6 protein-coding genes and 1 pseudogene are annotated in these 6,217 nt (G+C 62.8%); 6 read left to right on the forward strand and 1 reads right to left on the reverse strand.

All coding sequences use genetic code 11. The annotated features are described in order from the left end of the window. From EN984_RS18750 to EN984_RS18770, 5 genes are all read left to right on the forward strand, one after another. On the forward strand, positions 1-258 hold a 258-nt coding region (locus EN984_RS18750), incomplete at its 5' end, for a LysM peptidoglycan-binding domain-containing protein (protein ID WP_127383874.1). Positions 259-493: 235 nt separating this feature from the next. Continuing rightward, entirely contained in the window at positions 494-1,558 is a 1,065-nt protein-coding gene (hemH, locus tag EN984_RS18755) for a ferrochelatase (protein ID WP_127269750.1), read from the forward strand. Positions 1,559-1,609: 51 nt separating this feature from the next. Next, a complete protein-coding gene (locus tag EN984_RS18760) occupies positions 1,610-2,821 on the forward strand; it encodes an FAD-binding oxidoreductase (RefSeq protein ID WP_127269752.1) in 1,212 nt (403 codons plus the stop codon). A gap of 121 nt (positions 2,822-2,942) precedes the next feature. Further along, complete coding sequence (locus EN984_RS18765) at positions 2,943-3,893, forward strand: SPFH domain-containing protein (RefSeq protein WP_127383875.1); 951 nt, start codon at positions 2,943-2,945, stop codon at positions 3,891-3,893. 11 nt (positions 3,894-3,904) lie between these two features. Continuing rightward, complete coding sequence (locus tag EN984_RS18770) at positions 3,905-4,369, forward strand: NfeD family protein (protein ID WP_127269754.1); 465 nt, start codon at positions 3,905-3,907, stop codon at positions 4,367-4,369. 166 nt (positions 4,370-4,535) lie between these two features. Here EN984_RS18770 and EN984_RS18775 read toward each other — a convergent pair whose 3' ends face one another. Beyond that, positions 4,536-5,537: a KpsF/GutQ family sugar-phosphate isomerase gene (locus tag EN984_RS18775; RefSeq protein ID WP_127272680.1), complete on the reverse strand. Its 1,002-nt coding sequence runs from the start codon at positions 5,535-5,537 to the stop codon at positions 4,536-4,538. Between the two features lie 249 nt (positions 5,538-5,786). On the opposite strand from EN984_RS18775, the pseudogene EN984_RS18780 reads away from it, so the two are divergent. Next, positions 5,787-6,217, forward strand: a pseudogene (locus tag EN984_RS18780) (hypothetical protein); the annotation flags it as partial.

Consider the following 6,217-nt stretch of genomic DNA (forward strand, 5'->3'; position numbering starts at 1 on the left):
CCACCGGCAGAGGCGGCAAAACCGGCTGAAGCAGCCCCCGCCCCGGCGGCACCGGCTCCCGCCGTCGAGCCGGCAAAGCCAGCGGAGGCCGTGCCGGCCGAAGCCAGCCATGTCATCGTTGCCGGCGACACTTATTGGGATCTGGCCAAGAAGACCTATGGCGACGGTGCCAAATGGAAGGTCATTTCGGGCGCCAACAAGGGTTATGAGCCGCGCCGGCTTCCTGTTGGCGCAACGCTGACCATCCCGCCGCAATAGCCCCGCTATATGCCTGAATGACACCGCCCGTCCGAAAACCGGACGGGCGTCCTGTTTTCGGCTAATTCATGTCGCCCCCAAAGTGACGTCGGTTTTGGGAGAACGACGCGCATAAAAACAAAGGCTTAAAGCGGGTCGTCTGAATCCATTCAGACAATCCGCTTTAAGGTGCGGCCAGACGCTGCATTGAATGCGCGCGCAAGATGGTTAGGTTCGCGTCTTCCGGAGAACCCTTATGTCGCTTCCCACCCCTGCCGAACCCAAGGCCGCAAAGGCGCCCGGCCCGTTGCCCGCTGGGCATCCGCCGGTCAAGGCGGGCAAGATCGGCGTCATGCTGGTCAATCTGGGTACGCCCGACGGCACCGATTTCAAGCCGATGTGGCGCTATCTCCGTGAATTCCTGTCCGACCCGCGCGTCATCGAGCTCAACAAGGCGATCTGGTATCCGATCCTCTATGGCCTTGTGCTCACCACGCGGCCCAAGAAATCGGGCGCCAACTACGCCCGGATCTGGAACCGGGAAAAGAACGAGTCGCCGCTGCGCACCTATACCCGCGCCCAGGCCGAAAAGCTGGCCGAAGCGCTGAGCGACCTGCCTGATGTCGTCGTCGACTGGGCAATGCGCTATGGCAACCCTTCAACCGCCAGCATTGCCCAGAGTCTGGTCGACCAGGGCTGCGACCGCATCCTTACCTTCCCGCTCTATCCGCAATATTCGGCGACGACCACGGCAACCGCTAATGATCAGCTGTTTCGCGCGCTGATGAAGATGCGCCGCGCACCGGCGGTCCGCAGCGTGCCGCCCTACTATGACGAGCCGGTCTATATCGAGGCGCTAGCGCGCTCGATCGAACGGCATCTGGCGACACTGGACTTCGAGCCGGAGGTGGTCATCACCTCCTATCACGGCATTCCAAAACCGTATTTCGAGAAGGGCGACCCCTATCATTGCCATTGCCAGAAGACGACGCGGCTGTTGCGCGAACGGCTCGGCTGGGACGACGGGAAACTGATCATTACCTTCCAGTCGCGGTTCGGCGCGCAGGAATGGCTGCAGCCCTATACTGACAAGACGGTGGAAAAACTCGCGCGGGACGGCGTCAAGTCGATCGCCATCGTCAATCCCGGCTTTTCCGTCGACTGCATCGAGACGCTGGACGAGATCGGCCGCGAGGCGGCTGAAACCTTCCACCATGCCGGCGGCAAGAATTTCGCCCATATACCTTGCCTCAACGATAGCGCGGAAGGGATGGCGGTGATCGAGGCGATGGTGCGGCGCGAACTGTCCGGCTGGGTCTAACCCGGAACAACACAAGCTCCGGGGCGTTAAGGCGCGCCTCCGGAGAATGCGATGCCCCGCAAACTCGACCTCAGAACTGGCCAGCCCGTCTGGTCGGCCTATCGCGCGCCTGCGGTGCCGACGGACGGCCTGATCCGGGACGTCAACACGGATGTGCTGGTCGTCGGCATGGGGATCAGCGGCGCCATGATGGCCGAGGCGCTGACGGCCGATGGCCATCGGGTGATCTGCATCGACCGGCGCGGCCCGCTGAAGGGCTCGACGGCCGCAACCACCGCACTGGTGGCATTCGAAATAGACCAGCCACTCTCCACGCTCTCGAAGATGGTCGGCAGAGCTTCGGCCCAGCAGGCCTGGCGACGCTCGCGGCTCGCCGTTTCCAATCTCGCCGGACGCATTGCCGAACTCGGCATCAACTGTGGCCTAAGCCGCATGCCGTCACTCTATCTGGCCGGCACGATGCTTGGTCCGCCGGAACTGCGCGACGAGGCCGAGGCACGTCGGCTAGCCGGCATCGGCGCCATCTGCTTAACCCGACAACAGCTAGCCGAGAAATTCGGCATCGACCGCGAAGGCGCCATTCTCGGCCACGGCAATATCGCCCTCGACCCACGCAAGCTGACGGCTGGGCTGCTGCTGAAATCCCTGGAGCGCAAGGCACGCTTCTATGCCCCCGTGGAAGCCACAATGATCGAGGACAGCGCCGAAGCTGTTGTCGTCGCGACCAGGGATGGCCCGACCATAACCGCACGACATGTTGTTCTGGCCACCGGCTACGAACTTGTCGACATCGTGCCGGCCACCGCCCACCGGATCATCTCGACATGGGCGATTGCGACACGCCCGCAACCGCGAAAGCTCTGGCCGGACGCAGCGTTCATCTGGGAAGCGTCGGAGCCGTATCTGTATATGCGCACGACGGTCGACGGCCGGGTCATTTGCGGCGGCGAGGACGAGGATTTTATCGACGAAGCGCGGCGCGACGCGCTGATCGCCGACAAGAGCACACGCATCGCCGAGAAGCTCGGCCTGATAGTTCCGCATCTCGACACCAGACCCGATTTTGCCTGGACCGGCTCGTTCGGCACCACGACCACCGGCCTGCCCTATATCGGCGCCATTCCCCGCCACCCGCGCATCCATGCGGTGATGGGCTACGGTGGCAACGGCATCACCTTCTCGCAGGTCGCTTCCGAGATTGTCCCGGCTTCGATCAACGGGCTGGATGACATGGATGCAAGATTGTTTGCCTTCAACCGCTGAGTGCAACCCTATAAACAATCCATCATCACCTGATTGTAACGCATCTGAAATACACTTAAGTCTTTGGTGAAGTCGGCGGCGCGAGAATGGCTTGTGCGGCCTTCGTCTGAGGGAGAGCCAAATGGATTTCAGTGGTTTCGATATTGCGATTGGTGCACTTGCACTTCTGGTATTGGTGCTGCTGATCAAAGGCATCAGGACAATCCCGCAAGGTTACAATTATACGGTGGAGCGCTTTGGCCGTTACACCAAGACACTGAGCCCAGGCCTCAATTTCATTTTCCCGTTCATCGACCGTATCGGCGCCAAGATGAACATGATGGAGCAGGTGCTTGACGTTCCGAGCCAGGAAATCATCACCCGCGACAACGCCATTGTCGGTGTCGACGGCATCGCCTTTTTCCAGATCCTCAACGCGGCGCAGGCCGCCTACCAGGTTTCCGGCCTGCAGAACGCCATCCTCAATCTGACGATGACCAACATCCGTACCGTCATGGGTTCGATGGATCTCGATGAACTCCTGTCGAACCGCGACGCCATCAACGAGCGCCTGCTGCGTGTCGTCGATGAGGCAGCCCACCCGTGGGGCATCAAGATCACCCGCGTCGAAATGAAGGACATCAACCCGCCGGCCAACCTTATCGAATCGATGGGCCGGCAGATGACCGCGGAACGCAACAAGCGTGCCCAGATCCTTGCCGCCGAAGGCCTCAAGCAGTCGCAGATCCTCGAGGCCGAGGGCCGCAAGGAAGCCGCCTTCCGCGATGCCGAGGCGCGCGAACGTTCGGCCGAGGCGGAAGCCCGCGCCACCCAGGTGGTGTCGGAAGCGATCTCCAAAGGCGATGTGCAGGCGCTGAACTACTTCGTAGCGCTGAAATACACTGAAGCGCTTGGCAGGATCGGCACGGCCACCAACAGCAAGATCGTGCTGATGCCCTTCGAGGCATCGTCGCTGATCGGTTCGCTCGGCGGCATTGGCGAAATCGCCAAAGAAGTCTTCCGCAGCGAAGGCACGACCGGCTCGCAGAGGCAGGCCGCGCGCCCGCCGGTCGTTCGCCCAACCGACAACTGAGGTCGAAACCAATGATCGACCGCATCGTTTCCGAACTCGGCCCGTGGAACTGGATGGTACTCGGTTTCATCCTGCTGGTGATGGAAGTCATCGCACCGGGTATCTTCATGCTGTGGATCGGCATCGCCGCGCTGATCATCGGCGCCGTGTCGCTGCTGGTCTGGGACGCCGGCTTCTGGACCTGGCAGGTCCAGGTCCTCGCCTTCCTGGCGCTGTCGCTGGTCTCGGCCTATGTCGGCAAGAAGCTGGTCGGCAGCCGCAACGACCCGACCGACCAGCCGCTGCTCAACCGGCGCGGCGCGCAAATGGTCGGCAGGATGGCGACACTTGCCGAGCCGATCCGGGACGGGCGCGGCCGCATCAAGCTGGGCGATACGCTGTGGCGTGTCTCCGGCCCGGATTTGCCGGCCGGCACGCAAGTGCGCGTGACGGGTGCGGCCGATACGGATCTGGAACTGACCGTCGAGGCGGTCTGAATTCTTGAAACCCACCGCTTGGACAAGGTGTGTTGAGATTCAGGTCAGGCCGAGTCGAAAACGGTGGGTTCCGAGAACCGGAGCGGAGCGTACTTTGGGTACGTGAGCACCGGAAGCGCAGGAAACCGTCGTTTGCAGGCCGGCATCACCTTAAGATCAGCACACCTTAGGCGGCGCCGATACGCAGCAGGTCGTGCAGGTGGATGAGGCCGACTGGTTTCCGGCCCTCCACCACCATCAGGCTGGTGATGGCTGAGTTGTTGATCGTCTGCAGCGCCGTTGCCACCAGCGTGTCCGGCGTCGCGGTCTTCGGGCCTTTTGTCATCACCTGATCCACCGTCATCGCCAGCAGGTTGCTGCCGATGTGCCGGCGGATGTCGCCATCGGTGATGATGCCGACCAGCGCACCGTCTGCGTCGGTGATCGCGACGCAGCCAAATCCCTTGCGCGACAGTTCCAGGATCGCGTCATGCATGCCGGTGCCCGCAACCACCAGCGGCAGCCTGTCGCCGACATGCATGATCTCGCGGATCTGCGTCAGGTTGGCGCCGAGCTGGCCGCCCGGGTGAAAGGTGCGGAAATGATCCGGCGTGAAGCCGCGTGCTTCGAGCAGCGCGATCGCCAGCGCGTCGCCCATCACCAGTTGCAGCAGCGTTGATGTCGTTGGCGCCAGGCCGTGCGGGCAGGCTTCAGGCGCGCGCGGCAAAAGCAGCACCACGTCGGCAGCCCGCGCCAGCGCCGATGTCTCTCCGGCGGTGATGGCGATCAGCGGAATGGAAAAGCGCCTGGAATAGGCGACGATGCCCATCAGTTCCTTGCTTTCGCCCGACCACGACATGGCGATGATGGCGTCGTCTCTGGCGATCATCCCGAGATCGCCGTGGTTGGCTTCTGCGGGATGGACAAAGAAAGCCGGCGTGCCGGTCGAGGCCAGCGTCGCCGCGATCTTCGAACCGATATGGCCGCTTTTGCCGACACCGGTGACGATGAGCCGGCCTTCAATCCCGGAGATCATCTCGACCGCCTGCGCGAAAGGCGCGGCCAATCCGTTCTCCAAGGCCTCGGCAAGGGCTGCAACCCCAGCCTGTTCTGTCGCCACCGTCCTCAGCGCCGAAGCGATCGAGGCTTGCCTGTCCGAAGGCTTCTTATCCAGGGATCCCGCATGCATGGCTGATGCGATTAGCGCTTTGCCGGCGCGCTGTCCAACAGAAATGGCCCAAGGCATGTTGCCCGAACGTGCGCGGTGGTTTTGACGACGGCAGGCGCCAAAACCAAAAGCTTGACGCACGCGGTATGGATCCCTTTGGAAATCAGCGCTTCAGCTGGTTGACGGGCCGCCGCCTCAACCCTCCGTTAACCATCCCCATTTACGGTTCGGTAAGTATGGCGCGCGTGCGCCGCGCAAGCAGTGGTGGCGATGTCCGGGGCCCAGCCAGAAAATTCGACAGGACGAAAGGGCAAGGCGGTCTGCGCCTTGCTGCTGGCAACCAGCATGTTTGCCTTGCTGCGCCCGACTGCGCTCCATGCCCAGGAAACCGAACTGCGCGGCGAGGTTTCGGAATCGGCGATCCTGTCCGACCAGCAGCGCAAGGCGAGACAGCTGGCCCTGGCAGCGCAGGGTCAACAGCCGGCCAATGCCGCGCAGGACAATGCGCCGGCCCGCACCTATCTGCCGGCCAGCGCCGGTGCTGTGCCTGACGATACGGATACCGGCGATGCCATCGCGACCGGCAGCCTCTTCGACCAGCCGGCAGCCACTGACGACACGTCCGCCGACATCGCGGCGCCGCCCAAGCCTCGCCGCCGCTCATCGACTGCCGGGCAGAATGCTGCTGGCCAGGCCAAGGA

The organism is Mesorhizobium sp. M7A.F.Ca.CA.004.12.1.1, from assembly GCF_003997835.1.
Lineage (GTDB): Bacteria > Pseudomonadota > Alphaproteobacteria > Rhizobiales > Rhizobiaceae > Mesorhizobium.